This is a genomic window from Halobacillus sp. ABR2_026, assembly GCF_056158545.1.
This window is the reverse complement of sequence record NZ_JBSWTM010000001.1, coordinates 2,390,420-2,409,637: the sequence shown is the minus strand read 5'-3', so window position 1 is coordinate 2,409,637 and position 19,218 is coordinate 2,390,420. Positions and strand designations below refer to the sequence as shown.

Sequence of the window (19,218 nt, the reverse complement as noted above, 5' to 3'; positions counted from 1 at the left end):
TAGCTTATGAGTTTGATTGTGTTTGATAATCCAGGAAAAGTCAATAAGGAGTGAGCCCCCATGACAATTTGGCAGACAAAAGAACAGATGACGGATCTCCTATGTTCCCTCGTGGAGTATCCAAGTATAACGAACAGCAATGAAGAAATCGCAATCATCGAATACTTATATTATATTTTAGAAGATCGCGATTATTATAAAAAACGCCCCGGTCACCTGAACTTGCATCCGTTGGAGGATGGTCGTCAATTACTGACAGCCTTAGTGAAAAAAGACGAGGCAAAAGAAACTCTTGTCTTGATTTCCCACGTTGATGTCGTCGGGGTGGATGACTATGGCTCTTATCAAAACCTCGCTTTTTATCCGAGGGAACTGACACAAGAGCTACATAAAAATATCGATGACCTTCCAAAAGAAGCCGCCAGGGACCTTGAGTCAGGGAATTGGCTGTTTGGAAGGGGGACAATGGATATGAAAGCGGGCCTTACCGTCCATCTGTCGCTCCTTGAAAAAGCGATGGCAGGTGAGTTTGAAGGCAACCTCCTTCTTGTAGCTGTTCCGGATGAGGAAGTGAATTCTGAAGGAATGCTTGCGGCCCTTCCAGCCCTGGCTGATCTCCGTGACAAAGAAGGTCTTGTCTATAAAGCGGCGCTGAACGGTGAGCCGATGTTCAGCAAATACCCGGGTGATCCTGCATACTATTTGTACACCGGTTCGATCGGAAAGACGCTGCCCGGGTTCTTATGTTACGGAAAAGAAACCCATGCAGGAGAGCCTTTTGGAGGGTTGAATGCTAATTTGATGGTCAGCTATTTGGCACAGGAAATGGAGCTGAATGAAGCCTTTATTGAAAAGGTGGATGGAGAACGGACGCCTCCGCCCATCAGTCTTATGCAGCGCGATTTGAAATTTGAGTATTCGGTACAGACTCCACAGGCTGCTGTTGCGATGTACAATGTTCTTTATATGAAGCAGTCCATTGCAGAACTAAATGAAAAACTCCTGCAGGCAGCGCAGCGCGCAAAAGCAAAAATAATCAACCATTACCATCATCAGGCTTCTTTTTATTTGGAAGGAACGCAGTCGTCAGCCTTTCATCCGGACATCACCATTCTGACCTATGACCAATTGTACAAAGAAGCAGTGGCACGTTACGGGAAGATGGAAGTCGACCGCAGACAGAACCGGTTAGTCAATTTGAGAGACCAGGGAGACCGTGATTTTTCCACGACGCTCGTCCAAAGTCTCGCTTCCATTTGCAAAGACATCAGTCCTATGATCGTCCTTTTTTACAGCCCGCCTTTTTATCCGGCTGTATCCTCCCAGGACGATTCTTACATTCAGCACGGGGTAAAGACAGCGATCGACTATGCGAGAGAAGAGTTTAATGAGGACTTGGAGGTAGTGGAGTACTTTACTGGATTAAGCGACTTGAGCTTTATTGGCCCCACTTCCTCAACCTCTTCGTTATCAGATTTGACGAAGCAGATGCCTATCCACGGCAATGGCTTTGAGTGGCCTTCAGAAGTGATGGAATCGATTACAATGCCGATCATCAATATTGGTCCACTTGGAAGGGATCCTCATCAATGGACCGAACGTTTGGAACTGTCCTATAGCTTTGAAAAGCTACCGAAAATATTGACTAGGGTTATCCATGAGTTTTTCAGGAGGGAAAAATGAATGGATACTTAATGAGACATCCGTATGGGTGGAAATCTCATGTTCCCAGTGCATCAGGTCAAGATGTAAGTCCTAAAAAAAGCGTCCGGAATACAATTCCGGACGCTTTTGCTTAGGATGGGTTAACCATTGTATTCGAATCCTGCTCCAGGACCGATCGGCAATCCGGTCAGCATCCAAATCAGCAGCATCAATGTCCAAATGACAAAGAATGCAATGGAATAAGGAAGCATGGTAGATATCAATGTACCAATACCGACCTTCTTATCATACTTTTGGGCAAACGCAATGACGATTGCGAAGTATGGCATCAATGGTGAAATGATGTTCGTCGTAGAGTCGGCAATCCGGTAAGCAAGTGTCGTAAGCTCCGGAGAGTAGCCGAGCTGCATCATTAACGGTACGAATACGGGAGCCATAATCGCCCATTTCGCTGATGAGCTTCCGATGAACAGGTTGATGAAACCAGCTACGAACATGAATGCAATGATAAGTCCGATACCTGTGAAACCGATGGAATCAAGGAATTCTGCACCGCTGACAGCAATGACTTTTCCGAGATTCGTATGGTTGAAGTAGGCTACGAATTGCCCAGCCGTGAAGGCAAGGACAATGTAAATTCCCATGCTTGCCATCGTATCAGACATTTGATTGGCTACGTCCTTATCATTCTTGATCTCGTCTGTAATCTTCCCGTAAACATAACCAGGAACAAAGAACATGATCAGAATGACAGGCACTAAGCTATGGAAAAATGGTGAAGCTAAGAAATCATCAGGGTTACGCAACGGTCCCCAGGATGGTACGACGAGCAGGGATAGCAGCCCGATCGTCACGATGAACGCGATCAGAGCACCAATCATCCCTTTTTTCTCGAGTGGAGAAAGGTAGTTGACTTCTTCTTCTACGCCACCTTTGTAATCCCCAAGGCGCGGTTCGACGATTTTGTCGGTGACAAGTGTACCGACAATCGTAAGAACAAAAACAGATGCAATCATGAAGAAATAGTTCATCGTATAAAGAATCGTGTCAGCGTATGCAGGATCAATCGTTGCCGCTGCTTGAATTGTCAGATCACCAAGCAATGGATCCAGTGATGTGAGCAGCAAGTTGGCACTGAAACCAGCGGATACACCCGCGAATGCGGCAGCAAGACCTGCAAGTGGGTGACGGCCAAGACCGGCAAATAGAACTGCTCCGAGTGGTGTCAAAACAACGTAACCGGCATCAGCTGCCATACTGGACATGATACCACCGAATACGAGCGCTGCTGTCATCAGTGAACGTGGTACGGATGTAACGAGTCCACGAAGCATAGCACTGATCAGCCCTGAACGCTCGGCGATTCCGATACCAAGCATCGTAACGAGGACGGTACCGAGCGGCGCGAAGCCTACGAAGTTTTCTACCATGCTCTCAAACATGTATTGAATGCCGTCACTGGAAAGCAAGTTGACGACTTGTAACGTCTCGCCGGTCGCTGGGTCTTCAACTTCCACGTTCATCGTGGAGAAGATCCAGGAAGCGACGACAACCATGAGTGCAAATATTGCGAACAATGTGACAGGGTGTGGCAATTTGTTCCCGACGCGCTCAATCCAGTCGAGTATGCGCATTGTCAACCCTTTCTTTTCCTGTTGTTCCATGATCTTCCTCCTTATTGACCTTTACATTTCTTTAAAATTTACAATGACGCGTTAAAGTATAATGGTATGTAATTTTTATTTGAAGTCTTTTGGAAAAAGTCCCACTAGAAAAACTATTGTGAATTATATGACGCATGTAATCTTTGTCATAAGGGAGGTAAAGATAGGATAATCATGCTACAATAAAGGAAAGTGAATGATCATTCAGTATGGAGGAAGTGTATGAAGACATTGAAAGATACGATTACTCAAATCACATTGCCAACCCCATATGCTGTCGGGGACGTGCATGCGTACTTACTGAAGGGCGACCGTCTTTCCCTGGTGGATGCCGGTGTGAAAACGGAAGACTGCTGGGAGTCCCTCGTCGCACAATTAAAGGACGTGGGTTACCGTGCCGAAGATATTGAACAGGTGATCTTAACACATCATCATCCGGATCACATGGGACTTGTCGACCGGTTGACGAATGTCGAGGTGATTGCCGGACATCCCTATTTGAAGCCCTGGCTTGAACGGGATGAAGAATATTTTTCTCATTATGAGGAGTTTTTCAAAGGGATGTATAAGGAAGCCGGTGTTCCGGATCGTTTCTTTCCCTTACTGAAGGGATTGAGAAAGACGTTGAAATGGACCTCGGAAGGAACGCTCACCCATGCTTTGAAAGAAGGGTGCCTTCTGCCGGGTCATGAAGAATGGGAAACGATCGAGACCCCCGGGCATGCTCAAAGCCATTTATCATTTTTCAGAAGCGGGGATGGTGCTTTGCTGGGCGGCGATCATCTGCTCTCCCATATTTCTTCGAACCCGTTATTGGAGCCCCCCTATCTTCCAGGGGATCCACGTCCGCGCCCGCTTCTTGATTACCGTCAATCCATGGAAAAATTGTTGAAGTGGGAGATTGGGACGGTATACCCTGGACACGGGAAAGTATTTGACCATGCTCACGAGTTGATCCAGGAACGATTGAAAAAACAGGAACATCGGGCCGAGAAGGTCTACCGGATGTTTAGTGAGGGGCCTTTACGTGCATATGATGTATGCAAGCGTCTCTTTCCGAAACATATTGAAAGTCAATTCGGACTAACGATGTCTGAAACAATCGGACAACTGGATTACCTGGAGAGCAGCGGGAAACTTAAGGAAACTTTCGTAGAAGAGGAAAAATTTTATCAAGCAAATAGGTGATCGGATGAATGAACGAGTAAAAGGAAAGAAAGTACTGATTACTGGAGCGTCAAGTGGGATTGGTGAATTTCTCGCCATCCACGTCGCCCGCCAAGGCGGGACTCCGATTCTGGTGGCCCGTACGTCTTACAAACTGGAAATCATCGCTGAAAAAATTGAAGAGGCTTTCGGAATTGAAAGTCCTTGGTATTCTGCGGATTTATCCAATGATGCGGAATGGAAAGATACGATCGACCGGATATGTTATGAGCACGGGTCAGTTGACGGACTGATCAACAACGCTGGAATCGCCGTGTTCGAACATGTGGCGGAATCAAACTGGCAGGACATTGAACGGATGCTGTCTGTGAATGTGAAATCCCTTTTTCGTGCCACTCATCAGCTGCTTCCGCATTTGGTACAGCACGGGGAAGGACACATCATTAACATTGCATCGCAAGCTGGAAAAATCGCAACCCCGAAATCAGCGGTTTATGCTGCGACAAAACATGCGGTCATCGGCTTCACCAATGCATTGAGAATGGAAGTGGAGCCGCTCGGCATTTATGTCACGTCCGTAAATCTCGGTCCTGTGCGAACGAAATTTTTTCAGCAGGCTGACCCGAGTGGTAAATATGAGAAGTCGGTCGATAAAATTATGCTTGATCCCAACCGTGTAGCACGAACCGTTGTCGACCAACTTTTTACAAAACAGAGGGAAATCAATATGCCGTCCTGGATGGACTCCGGGAGCAAAGTTTACTCTCTTGCTCCAGTCGCGATAGAGAAACTTATGCAAAAGCAATTCAACAAAAAATAATCGACAACACCCCGACCCCTATCTTTCCACAAACGGAAAGAAGGGGTTTTTTGTTAGGGATTGATATGGAAAATTATGTATGACCTGGTACGTCAAAATATGTAAGACCTGGTTATACAGGAATTGGCACTTGATAAACCGAACATATATTCGCATAATGAGGGTATAGATAAGTAAAGGAGGTGGGGACGATTATGGGCAATCCGAACATCGATTATGGGAGGTATCTGGATCGGGGGATTTTGTGCGTGGATATGAAAAGCTTCTATGCAAGCTGTGCAGCGATTGACCGGGGGCTTGATCCGCTCACGGTGCCGCTCGCTGTCGTTGCGGATACGAGTCGTAGAGGAAGTGTTGTTCTGGCTGCGACGCCGGCTATGAAAAAGAAGTACGGCATTCGGACAGGAAGCCGTCTTTTTGAAATTCCTTCTGCACCGGAAATTGTCATCGTCTCCGCGCAAATGAGGAAGTACCTGGAAGTCTCAACCCAAGTCACAAACCTGTTTCACAAATTCGTCCCGAAAGAAAATATCCATACGTACAGTGTCGATGAAAGTTTCTTAGAAGTCGGTAATAATAAAGGGAAATTTGGGATTCCGGAAGAAACGGCCCAGATGATTGTAGACGAATTGAAAGAAACATTTCACCTGGATGCTGCCATCGGTATCGGACCGAACATGTTGCTTTCCAAGCTTTGTCTCGATCTGGAAGCGAAACAGAAAGGAATCGCCCGCTGGACGTATGATGATTTTCGGGAGAAGTTGTGGCCGGTCGCCCCTCTTTCGGAAATGTGGGGGATCGGGCCGAGGCTTGAACACCGGTTGAACCGTATGGGGATCTGGTCTGTCGGACAATTAGCGAAATACCCGCTTGATCGTCTTGAAAAAACATTCGGCGTCATGGGGAATCAACTATATTACCATGCGAATGGCATCGACATGTCGGACCCTGGTGCACCGATTATCCATGGCCAGGTAAGCTATGGGAAAAGTCAAATTCTCCTTCGTGATTATCAAGACCCCGAAGAAGTGAAGTATGTCATTTTGGAAATGTGTGAGGAAGTGGCCCGGCGTGCCCGTAAAAAGGGGCATGCGGGGAGAACGATTTCGCTTGGCATCGGTTACAGTAAAAGTGAAGGGGGCGGGGGCTTCCATCGGTCTGTTTCCATCGACCACCCGACGAGCATTACGATGGATATTTACCATGCCTGTCTCACTCTGTTTCACCGGTTTTACAACGGGGGTGTCGTACGAAGGATCTCCATCACCCTTGGAAACATTATGGAAGATGCCAATGTCCAACTCGACTTGTTTGATGATGGGCGTGATAAGAAAAGAGATCTCGGTTATGTCATGGACGACATTCGGGAACGTTATGGCCAGGATATACTTCTCCGGGCCGTTTCCTGGACGGAGGCAGGCACGGCGCGCCATCGCAGCCGTCTTGTCGGTGGCCATTACGCAGAATAAAACAGAACCGTTGCCTCGGCAGCGTCGTTTTTTTACAATAGAAGGAACAGGAGGGATGAGCGATGAAGTTACGCATCACTGAAGATGCAAACCACCAGTTGGAACAAATAAAGGACCCTGAACGTCCACTGCTCCGTCTCTTTTATGATACGGAAGGATGCGGATGCGGCGTCAATGGACTGCCGACCATCCGTTTGGAAAAGGAGGAACGCTCTACGGATCGACGAGTAGAAAATGACGATTATGATGTCATCATCGATCAGCAGCAGGCGACCTTTTTCAAAAAAGATATGAAGTTGGATTTCGTAAAAGGTACGTTCAGACTTTCAAGCCCTGATGGCATCTTAAATCCAATTATTCCGATCAAAGATGTGAAAGAAGGAGCAACGGTATGAGTAAGAAAAAACAACAGCCCGGATCTCTTGGGGATCAGCTGAATGAAGATGTACTGTCGAAGCTTAAATCCAAAAAGACGGAATGGAAACAGCAGGCCGTGGAGCGTGAAGAACAGGAGAAAAAGCGACGCATAGAAGAACGTAAGCGTGCAGAAGCGAACAAAAGCTTTGAGGAACTATTGAATGAAAGTGACCTTGATTGGAAATCTTTCAAGAAATAATCAGCCGAATAATGAGTGATTTTAAATAAAGACCTTCTCTGGAGCCATTTGCCAAGAGAAGGTCTTTGTTCATTCATACCTCTGGTTCTGTTGTTCGGATTTATTCTAATGTAGAAAAGTTGAAACGTTCCAGCTGAGTTCTACGTAAAGAAAAGGAGAGGACAAACGATAGATGAACAGTGAGCTTTCATTCAAGTAATATCATCTAAATGGTAGGTCCAGCATGTTCTGCGATAGGTAAGAGGGGGAGAGAATGAGTTATTCATACAGCAATACAGATTTGTGGAGGAAAAAAGCAAGAGGTTCATTGATTCATGGGATTACAAGTTTAGTGCCGGCCGGAGTGTCTCTTTATCTGAATGGTCGTGTCGACACGATTATCGTTTTTCTATCCGTGGTGGTCTGTCTTTTAGGATTATGGCAGATGGTCCATTTATACCGTATGCCTGAGCGGGATTATGTCACGATTGAAGAAGATGTACTCGATATTAGACATGGGATTGCTGATCCGAATGCCAGGATCGAAGATGAACAGATCCAGCGCATTCAACAGATAGATGATGTGCTTTCTATCCGTCTGGAATGTGGGGAAGAAGAGACGATTTATCTTGAGTATCTATCAAGGGAAGACCGGGAATTCCTGATGAATGACTTGAAGCAGCAATATGGGATGCGCATGAACAGAACAGTGCATTTCGCTTAATGCTATGCCTGCACTACATACCAAGCGTTAATGGAGGAGAGAAAAAAATGAATCGAACAGCGGCTCACAACGGTAGAGCATGGGATAAAAAGGTAGAAGATGGCGTGCGTTATACGCAAGGAGTATCTCACGACATCATAGAAAAAGCACGTGGTGGAGAATGGTCGGTCGGAGTGACGGCCGATCGACAGGTACCAAGAGAGTGGTTTCCTGATTCGTTGAAAGGGTTGAAAATTCTCTGCCTAGCGTCTGGCGGTGGGCAGCAGGGGCCGGTTCTAGCTGTTGCCGGAGCCGAAGTGACCGTATTTGATATATCTGGAAGGCAGCTTCAACAAGATGAACAAATCGCTCAGAAGGAGGGCCTGGATTTGAAAACTGTGCAGGGTGAGATGACTAATTTATCCTCTTTTGCTGACGAGAGTTTCGATATGATAGTTCACCCTGTCTCCAATGTATTTATTGAAAACGTCCGTCCGGTTTGGAGAGAAGCGGCACGTGTTTTAAAGAGAGAAGGGTGCCTTATTGCAGGTTTCATGAACCCTGTCCTTTATTTGTTTGATGCAGACAAAGAGGATGAAGGACAGTTGGAAGTTTGCCAAACCATTCCTTATTCGGCCCTTGAAAAGGAAGAAGTGAAAGAGGGGGTAACGCTGGAATTTGGACACACACTAGAAGATCAACTGCAAGGACAGACGGACGCAGGGTTTGTCATTACTGGTATGTACGAAGATGATTTCGGCGGTGGCCGAACCATTGATTCGTATATTAAAACGATGGTCGCAACAAGAGCCGTAAAGCTTAACCTATAAGGTGGAGCATCTAAGGCAAACAAATAGCTCTAAATCATTTCTTTTTTTGCTGAACTTTAAATGGTAATAAAGCCAATGATTTAGAAATAGCCTTATCATCCTCAATGTTTGAACAATGTCTCCTTTGTTTGAGAAGCGACCTTGATTTCTTCCAATGTCCGGTTATAAACAGGCTCTATATCTCCACTGAATTTCTTCACTTTTTTCTTCATGGCACGAAGCATACGAAAATTATTAAACCAGTCCTCTTTTTCCGGCGCTGTATGGACACAGTCCTTCCATGCCTGTTCCAGTTTGGGGCTGTATATTTTTGGACTTTTATCCATGTATTCATCATGGAAAAGGTGGGGCCAGTAATCTTTCCGTGATCCTGTATGAGTTTGTAGGGTGCACCATCTCTTTATCTGCTCCAGACGAGACTCGTTGTCATAGAGAAGCTCATAAAGGGAACGGCCGAGAAGAACCCGGTCATGGACGTCAGAGAAATGATGGACGGTCCCTCCGATGACCGCTGGTTCTCCAGTCGTGCTATAGGGGAAAAGGATGTGATTCATAGAGAGAATATCCTGAGCTTTAAACACTAGTTTGTCTATAACCGATCTCATGTAACGGGGGTTATGGACGACACGACCTTCAATATAGTTCTGCTCATTGACGATAAGCGCCTGAGTCAGCTCTTTACTATCTTTTTGTTCCCAATATCGCTCCCAAAACGGCAGCATGAATTTGGATACATTCAATCCATCAAGAAGATGAAAGAGAGGTTGTTCTGCTTTTAAACTTTCCTCATATAACAACAGCTGGGGGTAAGCATCTTGAAAAATAAGCCAGTTGCCACGCTCTAGAAAGATAAAGAAGTCGTTTTCTTCATTTTTGGTCAGTATATTTGGAAGGTATTCGCCTTTCAAGTCCGTCATATTCCAACCAGCATTTCTTGAAACAAGATGGGCAAGGAGCGCCCAATGAAGGCCGGGATGTTTTTCGTAATAATGAAAATAAGCCATCGTCCTTGTCACATTGTTTCGGTTGTTTTCTCTTGTGAGAATGCGAATTCGCTGCAGGAGTCTCTTTTCCTCTAAAGTCATGGTTGCGATTGGTGTCTTCCGTGATTTTTTCAAATCCTTCTTCAGTGTCCGCCACTTTGAATAGGACATTATTTTCCTCCTTTCAGTCCTTCTTAGTTGGTATTAGTATTCATCTCTCTTGATTCCCTATGTAAATAAGGAAGGAATTTCAATACGGGCAGCGAATTTTTAGGGGAGGAGGAGCACGAGATAAAGTCATGATCTATGAGCAAGATCGTTTGATTCATTTTGACCCCCTTTAATCATGGAGGTGGAACAATCATTCAGTTCAGAGCAATGAATGTAGACAAAGATGAAGCCACAATTCTGGATTTTCGTAAAGATTCATTTCTAGTGAGTTTCGGAAGTACCGACGGGTTTGATGAGTGCGCTTACTTATCCTTTGCTCGGGAAAAAGCAGCTCAATATTCTGATGGTTTTGTCATGGCGGAGAAGGATGGAGAAGTTATCGGTCAGTTGGAGATATCCGAAAAAGACTACAATGGGCAGAGGATTGGTTACATTCATCTGTTCTACCTCATTCCAAGTCAGCGGGGGAAAGCCATAGGGAGGTACCTGTACCATTACACCCTGAATTTTCTCAGGAACCGGCAGTTACATGAATTTCATTTGCGGGTGGCACCGGGGAATCATCAAGCACGACGGTTTTATGAAAAAAATAGGATGCAGTACATGGGGTTGGAACTAGACGGGAAAGTTCTTCGCATGAAAGGGTATGTCGATTTATCCAAAGAGGAGGAGACCGTATGGAGCAACGCGTAATGTGGCAGCATCTGGAGTCTGCAGGTGCAGAATATTTACTCTTAAAAACGTTGCCTGATCATATGGAGGCGAAAGGTTCTGTGTTGCTAGTCGATCAAGATGAACCTCATCGTTTTACTTATGACATGAAGCTTGGACGTGATTGGAAAACGAAGAAAGTGAAAATATTTTACGAAGAGGAGTCTGAGCCATTTGTCATCCAAGCAGAAAACCAGGATAAATGGTGGGTGAATGGAAAGTATTATGAGAGTTTGGATGGCGCAACTAACATCGATTTGACGATCACACCGTTTTCGAACACACTTCCGATTAACCGGGTATCCTGGAACATCGGTGAAAGACGTACATTCAAAATGGTTTATATTGATGTGTTGCGAAAAGAAGTACTGCCTCTCCTGCAAGTCTATACTTATCTCGGGGATAATGAAGGGCATCGAATCTTCCAATATCGCTGTAGAGATTACGAAACCGCCCTCGTGATCGATGAGGAAGGGTGGGTCGTCGAGTACCCCGGAGCGTTCGTCAGGAAAGCGCTGCAAACATCGGGGGAACGTCAGATGCAAAGGCACAAGAAGACCTTTTTAGCAAATGCTCCGATTGTATCCGAGCGTTTTCAATAAAGATTTGAATACTTACAAAAACAAGGTGTGAAGCGTGAGGAAGGGAAACTTCGTCACGCTTTATTTATATTTGCTCCGTTCGGTAATTGGAATCACAGGTCTTCCATATGCGTCTGGTCATCTTCGGTTCCCCGGTAATCAATTCGGTCATCAGGAACCAGAAACGAATTGAAATCATTTTCAGGAAAAAGGGGTGTGACCTGTGACATGATCTGCCCGTTGGTCATAGGATAATTGGATGAAGGAACAGGGGGATCTGTGTGTACAGGAATCAGTATGGATACACGTTTAATCCTTATGGATATGAAGGCTTCTTCCGCACTCAAAATGACCAGTCCTTAGTAAAGGATGTAGAAAGGGCAATTAATGGTGAGTATAGTGCCATTGCCTGCTACAACACATTGGCTGACCTCGCTCCGACTCAGGAAGCGAGGCTGCAGATTAATGAAATTCGCCAGGATGAGATCCGTCATTATGATGCGTTCACAAAGGTTTATCAGCAATTGTCCGGGAGGCAGCCCTCACCAAAAATCACGGAGCCGTGTCCGAATCAGTATGAAGTAGGGGTAGAAACTGCTTTTTTGGATGAACAGAAAACGACGGATTTTTATTATGAAATTGAAAGAAAGGCCCGGGACCTTTCAATAAAAGAAACGTTCAGACAGGCGGCCGCGGATGAGCAGAATCATGCCGTCTGGTTTTTATATTTCTTACAAACTCTAAAGAAATAAAGACCATTTAACTGGAAGACCTGACCATTAGAGGGGCGGTCTTCCTTCTGCTTCTCCATCTTCTTGAGAATAATACCCTGGGCGGGAGTGCTTTGCTAAGATGTCCGTGATTTTTATAAGAAGGTGTGATATTCTAACTTTAATGTTAACTTATATTATTTAAGGTTAACAAAAAGTTGAGAGGGGAATTTTTATGTGGGATCGACTAGCAGATAAATCACTGAATGGGGAAGAAATAACAGATCAGGAAGCATATGAGGTACTTGATTGTTCGGACGAAGAACTGCTCGACTTATTACATAATGCCTATCAAGTTAGAAAAGCGTATTACGCAAATGAAGTGAAACTGAATATGATCGTGAATACAAAATCTGGATTCTGTCCTGAGAATTGTGGCTACTGTTCACAGTCCAGGGATTCTAGTGCGCCTATTCAAAAATACAGGATGATGGATAGGGAAACGATTGTGAAAGGGGCAGAAAAGGCTTCACGTATGGGGTCGGGAACCTATTGTATCGTAGCGAGCGGTCGTGGTCCTTCGAAACGTGAGCTCGATATAGTAACTTCAGCTGTAAGGGAGATCAAAGAAAATTATGATATGAGGGTATGTGCCTGCCTCGGTCTCTTAAAGGAAGATCAAGCCGTTCAGCTAAAAGAAGCAGGGGTGGATCGTTATAACCATAATATCAATACTTCTGAAAATCACCATGACAAGATTACAACGAGCCATACCTACCATGATCGAGTAGGTACAGTGAATGACGCTAAAAAAGTTGGAATCTCCCCATGTTCTGGTGTAATCGTCGGTATGAAAGAGACGAAGCAGGATGTTATTGCAATGGCCAGGGCGTTGAAAGCACTTGATGCAGACTCGATTCCTGTTAACTTTCTGCATGCGATCGATGGAACGGCTCTGGAAGGGACTGACGAACTTACTCCGTCCTATTGTTTAAAGGTCCTCTGTTTGTTCCGTTTTATCAACCCGACAAAAGAAATCCGCGTCTCAGGCGGACGGGAAGTGAATTTAAGAAGCCTTCAACCATTAAGCCTTTACCCAGCCAATTCCATTTTTATCGGGGATTACTTGACGACGGGTGGGCAGGAAAGTACGGAAGATCACCGGATGATTAAAGATCTTGGGTTTGAAATTGATAAGGTCAATGAAGATCCTGTATCGATGTAAAAAGACTGCTATCCGGCAGTCTTTTTTAACTGTTTACACACACGATGTAAATCGGACTGTTGATATATAACAGGTTTGCAATTAGAATATTGTGTAAGCGCTTAAATCATCTGAAGGGGAGAGATTTTCTAATGCATGTACCATTGGTATTGTCGGAGTTTCTTGACAGAGCGGTCCAGTTATATGGGGGGAAACCAGCGATTATCGACGATGAACGTACATTTACTTATCGTGAGTTGAACAACAGGGTCAACCAGCTATCCAGAGGGCTCGAATCTTTAGGAATAAGAAAAGGAGACAAAGTAGCGTACCTTGCTCCAAACTCCACGGAAATGCTGGAAGGGTTCTACGGCGTCTTTCAATTAGGGGCAGTCATGACCCCCCTGAACACGAGGTTGAAGTCAGAGGATTACCGCTTCATTTTGGAGCATAGCGAAAGTAAAGTGCTGATGGTTGATCATACGCTGCTTCCTCTTGTGGAAGGGGTGGTAAAAGAGATTCCTTCCCTGCAACATGTAATCGTCCATGGGGATTCATCTTCAGAGGGATATGAAACCTGGCTGGCCAGCTTTTCCGAGGACAGTTACGATCGTGCTTCGGTTGCAGAGGATGACATCGCTTCTCTGCTATACACGAGTGGTACGACAGGAAACCCTAAAGGGGTATTGTTAAGCCACCGCTCCAATTATCTCCATGCATTATCATCCATGCATCACCTGAACGTTTCCGACCAGGATACACTTTTGCATGTCCTGCCGATGTTCCATGTGAACGGGTGGGGGTCTCCTTTCTATTACACGGCGAATGGTGCTACCCAGGTCATGCTTCGCCAAACAGACCCCCATATGATCTTGGAAAAGATAAAGAAACAAAGCGTTTCTGTTTTACATATGGCCCCGACCGTGCTGAATATGGTAATCGAAGCCTACGAGAAAGACGAGCCGATCATACATCAGGATGTTAGAGTGGTCATTGCAGGTTCTGCTCCTCCTCCTGCATTTGTACGCAAGGTTGAAGAAGAGTTGAAATGGAAATTCATCCAAGTATACGGGATGACAGAAATTTCACCGTTAATCACGACTTCTGAACTGAGGTCGATGGACATTGATCGTCCTGCTGAAGAACGTTTTCAACTAAAGGCAAAAGCCGGATATGCAATGATCGGCAGTCAGGTGAAAGTTGTCGACGAGCTGGGAGAAGTGGTACCGAACGATGGGGCTTCTATTGGAGAAATTGTAACGAAATCAAACAACGTGATGGAAGGTTATTTTAAAAATGAGGAAGCGACGAATGAAGCCATTCGTGATGGCTGGCTCCATACAGGCGACATGGCAGTTGTGGACCGTGAGGGGAATATCGAAATCGTGGATCGTAAGAAAGATGTCATTATCAGTGGTGGGGAGAACATATCATCCATTGAAGTGGAAGCCGTATTATATGAACATCCATCAGTGCTGGAAGCAGCGGTTGTGGCTGTTCCAGATGAAAGATGGGGAGAAGTACCCCATGCGGTAGTAGTGGTGAAGCACGGGGATGTTTTGACAGAGGAAGAAGTGATATTATTCTGCCGTGAAAAACTGGCCCATTTCAAAGCACCAAAAAGCGTTTCTTTTATGGAAGAACTGCCGAAAACGGCGTCTGGTAAAATACAGAAGGTCGTCATCCGGAAAAAATATTGGAAAAATCACGGACGAATGGTCAATTGAATAGAGATTGAAAAGTCTGAAGGATATCCTTCAGACTTTTTTTGTGGAAATCGCTCTCATTCTTTGTTTTAATAGTCCCCGGGAATATGAAGCTACATAGTTGACAAATATACCATGCAGGGTATAAAATGTTTTCAGTTCAAGATAAAAGGAGGATCATCATGTCGTATGTAATCGTAACGTTACTTGTCGGAGCAAGCCTTTTCTTTCTTCGCCGGTACCTTCCAGCTGCTCATGTGAAAAAAATGGATAGATCCGCATTGTCCTCGGGTAATAATGGCATGATGGTCCCTGTAGATACAAGGGATTATCAAACATCATCCCATGCTTCATTGGACCATGCCATATGTCTTCCGCTGGCTTATTTGGAGCGGCACCATCAGGACATTCCCAAAAACAGCATCGTACTCATCTCTTCTGATGAAGTAGAGAAAAACTTGGCGGCAAGGCTGCTGAAGCGAAAAGGATATGATGTGGTCGGTTATATCATTCCTGAAAAGGAGCCGGAATGCAGGGTTCTGCCGTGCATGATGGAAAAATAATAGTCCATGTTTCAATGGAGACAGAAGGATCAGATGACATCTGGTCTTTTTTATATTTGGCTTATTCAACGAAAGCGCTCTTTTCTTGAAGACTCAGCTTCGAGATGTTTGTGTGATGCTAGGGGCTCCGGGAAAAGGTTCGCTTTCCATGGGGCGGGCGGTGAGCCTCCTCAGGCTACGCCTTCCGGGGTCTCACCTGTCCCACACGTCCCATAGGAGTCTCACCGTTTCCCTCCGCCCCCTTTCCCTTATAAGTGTCTCGAAGCCACTTTAAAAAGGGTGAGCTTGAATGGTTGAGGTTCGAACATCTGTATGGATTCGTAAGTTTCCCATTTTTCTCCCCTAGGCGGGCAGATCGTGCGTAGTATCAAACATTTGCGTATGCTAAACAATGGGGTAGAGATGATATCATTCCCTTCTCTTACCCATACAAGCTGATTTTTCAAGTAGTGGTTTCGAGACACTTATATGGCAAAGGGCGAAGGGGAATGATGAGACTCCTGCGGGAAGAGAGTGCTTGGTGAGACCCCGCAGGACGTAGTCCGAGGAGGCTCACCGCGCTCCCGCGGAAAGCGAGTCATTCCCCGCAGCCCTTATCCAAAACACAAAATTCTCGAAATCAAGTCTTCAAAAGTCATGCCATTTAGCTTAAGACTCCGTTTTGAAATAATAATCCAACAAGATTCAATGGTTATATCGTGAAAGGAGATCATCTAAAGGTTTTGATACTTGGTAATGAATTCCTCTATACCTTCCTATCATTTATTGTCCCTTCCATCCGTTGATGCAAAGATCAACACTGAACTTTAACAGAGCCTTTTTTATAGGGTTGAAACTTCTGTATCCCGTTATTCGTACTTGATGATGCAGGAGGGATATCATGATGTGGATTTTCAGCGGCGTGGCAGCGGTCGGGCTGCTTTTTCTCTTTAATTGGTTGATGGGGTATAGAAAAGGGCACATGCAAATCGATTTTGATGAACGCTATACCAATCATCAAGAGTATATCCAGGCTATAAAAAAAGAATTAAATGAAAGAGGTCACGAAGTAGCGTATCAAGGGGACTACGTTTTTAAAGTCGACGGCAAATCCTTTATTTTCATTGAGAGAAATGTATCGATGGGTGGGGCCCCCTTGCAGCGGACCATTCTTAAGCCTCAAAAATAAAAACCATTTCCATTCAGGAACTGGTTTTTATGTGTTTTTTTCCGTTTATTTTCCAGGATAATAAAACACTCAGACCTGCAAACTAATGGAAAGGCACTTGTATGTTTGCTGGACTGATTACAGCGTCCATATTTACAGTGATTGAATGTAAATAGAGGAAGGGGGATCCACTTGAGAACACTCATATGGATGCTTATGTTTCTTATATGTATGAACCAAACTAATGTTGAAAGCGTTTACGCAAAGGACCACCCGCGGAATTATTATGAAGAGCAGGGGAGGGCCATATGGGATGTTCCTATATCATCGAAATATATTGCGATTACATTTGATGATGGACCTAGTTCTGAGTTCACCCCGGAAATTCTCAATATATTAAAGGAAAATGGGGCGAAGGCCACTTTTTTCGTCGTCGGGGCAAAAGCTCAGCAAAATCCCTCGATCATCAAAACAATGGTAAGAAATGGACATGAACTTGCCAACCATAGTTTTCATCATCCTGATTTTACAGGGATAACGAAAGAAGAGCTGATTCATGAGATGGACAATACATCAGACGTTCTGGAAAGCCTGACTGGTGATGCACCACGTTTATTTCGACCGCCAGGTGGTGTGTATAACGATATTATCGTTAATACGGCAAATGAAGAAGGGTATATGGTTGTGATGTGGTCCTGGCATCAGGACACACGGGATTGGAAAAGCCCGGGTGTCCATAACATTGTCAAAACGGTGATGAATAACACGAGGAATGGAGATATTGTACTTTTTCATGATTCAGGAGGCGATCGTTCTCAAACCATCGGTGCTCTTAAACAGATCCTTCCTAAATTGAAGAAAGAAGGTTATCAGTTTGTTACCGTCTCAGAGTTGCTGCAAAAGCAAAACAAGTTCAATTTGCTTCACGGTGTCAATGGTGTGGAATGATTAGACTCCTGATTTCAGGGGTCTTTTTTATTTGCACCCTCGTTGAATTTTGAATTTGTGAAAGGGAAGGACCATTCATCTGGAAAACAAACGGACGCTTCAAGGAGGGTGAAAAGAAGTAAAACGAGTAAAAACGTTAAGCAAAGAAAGATTCCAGGCACTTTCAGCCTATGGAATTTTATATTATGTTAAGAAACCTTACATTTACAGTTGTGTAAATATTGTGACTTTGATACAATGCTACATAACATATTATGTAATAAAATCTAACATAAGGGGAGTCGGAAGAATGGACACGACATTTTTAATGAATAACCTTTGGATCATTGTCTGTACGATTCTTGTCATTCTAATGCAGGGCGGGTTCATATTGCTGGAAGCAGGGTCGACAAGAATGAAAAATGCAGGGCATATAGCCGGGAAGACGGTTTTCACAATAGGGATTGTATCCGTGGTCTTCTGGGCTTTAGGTTATGGGCTGATCTATGGGGAAGGGAATGCTTTCGTAGGCTTTTCTAATTTCTTTTACGGCGATGCCACAACAATGGGAGAAGGTCTGGCGGGATCCACAGATTTTATGTTCCAGCTGGCTTTTGCTGCTATCGCTATGACCATAGCATTCGGAGGATTTGCTGAGCGAGCCAAACTAGTTGCGTATGTGATTTTTGCTATATTGTTTTCTATTCTCATCTACCCAGTCATCGCTCACTGGATTTGGGGCGGTGGCTGGTTAGGGGCGCACGGTAAACAGGATTTCGCAGGATCCACCGTGGTTCACTTAACAGGTGCCACGGCGGCTTTAGCGGCTACCATTATCCTTAAACCACGAATCGGTAAATACAATAAAGATGGTTCCTCCAATGAGATTGCTGGACATAATCAGGTATTTACCGCCTTAGGTGTTCTAATTTTATGGGTTGGCTGGTTTGGGTTCAATGCAGGAAGTACTTTCGGTGTAGCGGATGCTTTCTTTGGATATGTTGCACTTAATACACAGCTTGCTGCCGGCGCTGGTGCGATCGGTGCTATGTTGATGGTTTGGGCGGTTACAGGTAAAGCGGATGTACCGACTACACTGAACGGTGCTCTTGCTGGTCTTGTGGCCATTACCGCGTCTTGTGCTTTTGTAGATCCATGGGCCGCAGTTTTAATTGGCTTAATCGGTGGAGGCATTGTCTTTTTCAGTATGCGATTCTTTGATAAACGGAGAATTGACGATCCCATCTTTGCACTGTCCGTTCACGGAGTTGTTGGAGTATGGGGGACGTTGTCCAATGGATTGTTTGCTACGCCTGAACTTGCTTCAGTTGGGCGTCCGGGATTGTTTTATGGTGGTGGTTTCGAGCAGTTATGGGTCCAGACATTGGGAGTTGTAAGTAGTGGTTTGTATGCTTTTGTCGTCTCTTTCATCATATTGAAAGTCATGGACAAAGCAATGGGAGGACTACGCGTCTCCGAAGAAGAAGAAATTATGGGTCTTGATTTGAGTGAGCATGGTGGTTATGGTTATCCTGAGAATTTGACACCCCCGAAAAAAACAAAGTCGGGAGCATAATGACGACGGAATTAAAAAAGGATGGA

General features: G+C 44.8%; 19 protein-coding genes. 17 read left to right on the top strand and 2 right to left on the bottom strand.

The annotated features are described in order from the left end of the window. The first annotated feature begins 60 nt into the window (after nucleotides 1–60). Nucleotides 61–1,683 (top strand): M20/M25/M40 family metallo-hydrolase, encoded by a 1,623-nt coding sequence (locus ACXADE_RS12565; protein ID WP_474980808.1) that lies wholly within the window; start codon nucleotides 61–63, stop codon nucleotides 1,681–1,683. 122 nt (nucleotides 1,684–1,805) lie between these two features. Here ACXADE_RS12565 and ACXADE_RS12560 read toward each other — a convergent pair whose 3' ends face one another. Beyond that, nucleotides 1,806–3,329: an AbgT family transporter gene (locus ACXADE_RS12560; protein ID WP_226590718.1), complete on the bottom strand. Its 1,524-nt coding sequence runs from the start codon at nucleotides 3,327–3,329 to the stop codon at nucleotides 1,806–1,808. 222 nt (nucleotides 3,330–3,551) lie between these two features. On the opposite strand from ACXADE_RS12560, the gene ACXADE_RS12555 reads away from it, so the two are divergent. The 7 genes from ACXADE_RS12555 (at nucleotide 3,552) to ACXADE_RS12525 (ending at nucleotide 8,913) form a co-directional block, all read left to right on the top strand. Further along, a complete protein-coding gene (locus ACXADE_RS12555) occupies nucleotides 3,552–4,517 on the top strand; it encodes an MBL fold metallo-hydrolase (RefSeq protein WP_474980807.1) in 966 nt (321 codons plus the stop codon). Nucleotides 4,518–4,521: 4 nt separating this feature from the next. Then, a complete protein-coding gene (locus ACXADE_RS12550) occupies nucleotides 4,522–5,316 on the top strand; it encodes an SDR family NAD(P)-dependent oxidoreductase (RefSeq protein WP_474980806.1) in 795 nt (264 codons plus the stop codon). A gap of 194 nt (nucleotides 5,317–5,510) precedes the next feature. After that, complete coding sequence (locus ACXADE_RS12545; protein WP_474980805.1) at nucleotides 5,511–6,785, top strand: Y-family DNA polymerase; 1,275 nt, start codon at nucleotides 5,511–5,513, stop codon at nucleotides 6,783–6,785. Nucleotides 6,786–6,847: 62 nt separating this feature from the next. Next, nucleotides 6,848–7,180 carry an iron-sulfur cluster biosynthesis family protein gene (locus tag ACXADE_RS12540; RefSeq protein ID WP_474980804.1) on the top strand — a complete coding sequence of 111 codons (333 nt, stop codon included), beginning with the start codon at nucleotides 6,848–6,850 and terminating at the stop codon, nucleotides 7,178–7,180. After that, nucleotides 7,177–7,401, top strand: a complete 225-nt coding sequence (locus ACXADE_RS12535; protein ID WP_474980803.1) for a YqkE family protein — start codon at nucleotides 7,177–7,179, stop codon at nucleotides 7,399–7,401. The genes ACXADE_RS12540 and ACXADE_RS12535 overlap by 4 nt, the downstream gene beginning before the upstream one ends. A gap of 253 nt (nucleotides 7,402–7,654) precedes the next feature. Beyond that, complete coding sequence (locus ACXADE_RS12530) at nucleotides 7,655–8,104, top strand: hypothetical protein (protein ID WP_474980802.1); 450 nt, start codon at nucleotides 7,655–7,657, stop codon at nucleotides 8,102–8,104. A 47-nt stretch (nucleotides 8,105–8,151) separates the two neighbouring features. Further along, a complete protein-coding gene (locus ACXADE_RS12525; protein WP_474980801.1) occupies nucleotides 8,152–8,913 on the top strand; it encodes a class I SAM-dependent methyltransferase in 762 nt (253 codons plus the stop codon). Between the two features lie 101 nt (nucleotides 8,914–9,014). On the opposite strand, the gene ACXADE_RS12520 is transcribed toward ACXADE_RS12525, so the two are convergent. Beyond that, the gene (locus tag ACXADE_RS12520) at nucleotides 9,015–10,067 is read right to left on the bottom strand and encodes a DUF2515 family protein (protein WP_474980800.1); all 1,053 of its coding nucleotides are present in this window, start codon (nucleotides 10,065–10,067) and stop codon (nucleotides 9,015–9,017) included. A gap of 207 nt (nucleotides 10,068–10,274) precedes the next feature. Here ACXADE_RS12520 and ACXADE_RS12515 point away from each other — a divergent pair, with 207 nt between their 5' ends. From ACXADE_RS12515 to ACXADE_RS12475, 9 genes are all read left to right on the top strand, one after another. Next, complete coding sequence (locus tag ACXADE_RS12515) at nucleotides 10,275–10,760, top strand: GNAT family N-acetyltransferase (protein ID WP_474980799.1); 486 nt, start codon at nucleotides 10,275–10,277, stop codon at nucleotides 10,758–10,760. Next, complete coding sequence (locus ACXADE_RS12510; RefSeq protein WP_474980798.1) at nucleotides 10,745–11,380, top strand: putative glycolipid-binding domain-containing protein; 636 nt, start codon at nucleotides 10,745–10,747, stop codon at nucleotides 11,378–11,380. The genes ACXADE_RS12515 and ACXADE_RS12510 overlap by 16 nt, the downstream gene beginning before the upstream one ends. Before the next feature lie 260 nt (nucleotides 11,381–11,640). Beyond that, complete coding sequence (locus tag ACXADE_RS12505; RefSeq protein ID WP_474980797.1) at nucleotides 11,641–12,111, top strand: ferritin-like domain-containing protein; 471 nt, start codon at nucleotides 11,641–11,643, stop codon at nucleotides 12,109–12,111. A 193-nt stretch (nucleotides 12,112–12,304) separates the two neighbouring features. Further along, a complete protein-coding gene (bioB, locus tag ACXADE_RS12500) occupies nucleotides 12,305–13,294 on the top strand; it encodes a biotin synthase BioB (RefSeq protein ID WP_474980796.1) in 990 nt (329 codons plus the stop codon). 131 nt (nucleotides 13,295–13,425) lie between these two features. Then, on the top strand, nucleotides 13,426–15,000 hold the full coding sequence (locus ACXADE_RS12495; protein WP_474980795.1) for a long-chain-fatty-acid--CoA ligase: 1,575 nt from the start codon (nucleotides 13,426–13,428) through the stop codon (nucleotides 14,998–15,000). A 161-nt stretch (nucleotides 15,001–15,161) separates the two neighbouring features. Beyond that, the gene (locus tag ACXADE_RS12490; RefSeq protein ID WP_474980794.1) at nucleotides 15,162–15,542 is read left to right on the top strand and encodes a hypothetical protein; all 381 of its coding nucleotides are present in this window, start codon (nucleotides 15,162–15,164) and stop codon (nucleotides 15,540–15,542) included. Nucleotides 15,543–16,422: 880 nt separating this feature from the next. Continuing rightward, nucleotides 16,423–16,710, top strand: coding sequence for a hypothetical protein (locus ACXADE_RS12485; RefSeq protein ID WP_474980793.1), 288 nt, complete (start codon nucleotides 16,423–16,425; stop codon nucleotides 16,708–16,710). 171 nt (nucleotides 16,711–16,881) lie between these two features. Next, nucleotides 16,882–17,637: a polysaccharide deacetylase family protein gene (locus ACXADE_RS12480; protein ID WP_474980792.1), complete on the top strand. Its 756-nt coding sequence runs from the start codon at nucleotides 16,882–16,884 to the stop codon at nucleotides 17,635–17,637. 289 nt (nucleotides 17,638–17,926) lie between these two features. Further along, entirely contained in the window at nucleotides 17,927–19,192 is a 1,266-nt protein-coding gene (locus tag ACXADE_RS12475; protein WP_474980791.1) for an ammonium transporter, read from the top strand. Nucleotides 19,193–19,218 lie beyond the last annotated feature (26 nt).

What these genes read in the sequence shown, in the direction of transcription:
- ACXADE_RS12560 (WP_226590718.1), bottom strand. Translation starts at nt 3,329, where the DNA reads ATGGAACAACAGGAAAAGAAAGGGTTGACAATGCGCATACTCGACTGG.
- ACXADE_RS12550 (WP_474980806.1), top strand. Translation starts at nt 4,522, where the DNA reads ATGAATGAACGAGTAAAAGGAAAGAAAGTACTGATTACTGGAGCGTCA.
- ACXADE_RS12555 (WP_474980807.1), top strand. Translation starts at nt 3,552, where the DNA reads ATGAAGACATTGAAAGATACGATTACTCAAATCACATTGCCAACCCCA.
- ACXADE_RS12565 (WP_474980808.1), top strand. Translation starts at nt 61, where the DNA reads ATGACAATTTGGCAGACAAAAGAACAGATGACGGATCTCCTATGTTCC.
- ACXADE_RS12540 (WP_474980804.1), top strand. Translation starts at nt 6,848, where the DNA reads ATGAAGTTACGCATCACTGAAGATGCAAACCACCAGTTGGAACAAATA.
- ACXADE_RS12530 (WP_474980802.1), top strand. Translation starts at nt 7,655, where the DNA reads ATGAGTTATTCATACAGCAATACAGATTTGTGGAGGAAAAAAGCAAGA.
- ACXADE_RS12515 (WP_474980799.1), top strand. Translation starts at nt 10,275, where the DNA reads ATGAATGTAGACAAAGATGAAGCCACAATTCTGGATTTTCGTAAAGAT.
- ACXADE_RS12495 (WP_474980795.1), top strand. Translation starts at nt 13,426, where the DNA reads ATGCATGTACCATTGGTATTGTCGGAGTTTCTTGACAGAGCGGTCCAG.
- ACXADE_RS12510 (WP_474980798.1), top strand. Translation starts at nt 10,745, where the DNA reads ATGGAGCAACGCGTAATGTGGCAGCATCTGGAGTCTGCAGGTGCAGAA.
- ACXADE_RS12525 (WP_474980801.1), top strand. Translation starts at nt 8,152, where the DNA reads ATGAATCGAACAGCGGCTCACAACGGTAGAGCATGGGATAAAAAGGTA.
- bioB (WP_474980796.1), top strand. Translation starts at nt 12,305, where the DNA reads ATGTGGGATCGACTAGCAGATAAATCACTGAATGGGGAAGAAATAACA.
- ACXADE_RS12545 (WP_474980805.1), top strand. Translation starts at nt 5,511, where the DNA reads ATGGGCAATCCGAACATCGATTATGGGAGGTATCTGGATCGGGGGATT.
- ACXADE_RS12485 (WP_474980793.1), top strand. Translation starts at nt 16,423, where the DNA reads ATGATGTGGATTTTCAGCGGCGTGGCAGCGGTCGGGCTGCTTTTTCTC.
- ACXADE_RS12520 (WP_474980800.1), bottom strand. Translation starts at nt 10,067, where the DNA reads ATGTCCTATTCAAAGTGGCGGACACTGAAGAAGGATTTGAAAAAATCA.
- ACXADE_RS12475 (WP_474980791.1), top strand. Translation starts at nt 17,927, where the DNA reads ATGGACACGACATTTTTAATGAATAACCTTTGGATCATTGTCTGTACG.
- ACXADE_RS12490 (WP_474980794.1), top strand. Translation starts at nt 15,162, where the DNA reads ATGTCGTATGTAATCGTAACGTTACTTGTCGGAGCAAGCCTTTTCTTT.
- ACXADE_RS12535 (WP_474980803.1), top strand. Translation starts at nt 7,177, where the DNA reads ATGAGTAAGAAAAAACAACAGCCCGGATCTCTTGGGGATCAGCTGAAT.